At 69.4% G+C, this 1,403-nt stretch carries 1 protein-coding gene; it reads right to left on the reverse strand.

All coding sequences use genetic code 11. The features are described 5' to 3' along the window. Positions 1-15: 15 nt before the first annotated feature. Positions 16-1,368: an IS701 family transposase gene (locus tag BLR02_RS28255; RefSeq protein WP_090665497.1), complete on the reverse strand. Its 1,353-nt coding sequence runs from the start codon at positions 1,366-1,368 to the stop codon at positions 16-18. Positions 1,369-1,403: the final 35 nt, after the last annotated feature.

Genomic DNA, 1,403 nt, shown 5'->3' on the forward strand with positions numbered 1-1,403 from the left:
CTCGGCTTTGGCCATTCAGGCTGCGTGGCAAAGGGCATAGGCGATGCTCTCGCGGAGGGCTGGCGAGAGTTTCGCAGCGTCGGCCGACTGCCGGGACACGGCGAAACCCTGCTCGCTCCAGACTGCCCGCCGTACTGCGGCAAGGCTGTCGGCGAAGGTCGGCCGCTGTTTGTGGTACCAGGCGCTGGTCGAGATCCGGACCCGGGCACGGCAATCGAGGCGCGAGGCCAACAGGGTGACGATCGAGAACAGCCCGAGCAGGCAGGGCGTGGTGCGGGCGATCGCCTTGTCCGACCACTGACGTTGGGTCTCGACGCCGAGGTGGTCGCGCACCTCGCGGAAGGTGACTTCCAGTTGCCAGCGCTGGACGAACCAGCAGATGACCTGCAGCGGCTCCTGCGCCAGGTCGGTGCAGAGCAGCGCTTGTGGTTCGAAGCGGCGGCAGGGGTCGCGCAGCAACACCCAGCGGATCGGCACGACCGGCAGGCCGCTGTGACGCCAGACCGCGGTATCCGAGCAGATCTCCACGACGCGGTCGCCCTCGCCGTACCAGCCGGGCACGATAACCCGCTGCCAGCGGGTGGTCTTATCGGCCAGCACCTCGGCCAAGGTCGGCAGGCGCTCGCCCTTGGTTCGCGGCCGTCCGATGGTGCTGGGTCGGCGCGGTGGAGCCGGCTGGTAAAGGGCCGCATCGAGCCGCAGGCGGGTGACGCAGGTGACCTCCTGTTGCAGCAGGGCGGCCAGGAACTCGAGCGCGGAGAAGCCGCTGTCGCTCACCACGACCAGGCGCCGGCCCGGCATCCAGCGACAGGCCTGCAGGACCAGCTGGCGGCCCCAGTCGGTCAGCTTCTTGTGCCGCCGCCCGTGCTCGCGGCAGTAGCGCTCCGAGGGGGCGAGGGTCGTCAGGAACGGCAGTGCCCAGACCCGCCCGGCCCAGGAGATCGGCACCAGCAGCATGAGACTGAGCCAGCGCAGGCCACTCGCCTTGACGAAATGGCCGTGGCTGGAGCGAACCGGGTCGCGGTAGATGCCCTTGGCGCTGATGCGCTTGCCACGCCGCCGCTCGATCGTGTCGTCGAGCCCGAGCAGCACCGGCCCCGTCGGCAGGAAGGCGTCCAGCAAAAGTCCCAGCAGAACCCTGGCTGCCGCTCGTCCGCTCCAGGCGGCGCGGTTTAGCACGCGGTGGTAGTTCACAAACCGCCGCTCCCGGCAGAGCCCGCTAATCCGCAGAATGCTGCTCACCGTACGCCGGCCGGGCGCCAGGATCGCCCCAACCAACAGCACCTCGGCATGTCGCCAACTCCGTTGCTGGAGGAGCGGCGCGAAGCATAGGATCACCGCGGCGAAGCGGGCCGGCAGGGTCAACATGGGGGCGGTCCTCTGGCCAGGACGCCTCCACCTTA

This window comes from Belnapia rosea, from assembly GCF_900101615.1.
In the GTDB taxonomy this organism is placed as follows: Bacteria; Pseudomonadota; Alphaproteobacteria; order Acetobacterales; family Acetobacteraceae; genus Belnapia; species Belnapia rosea.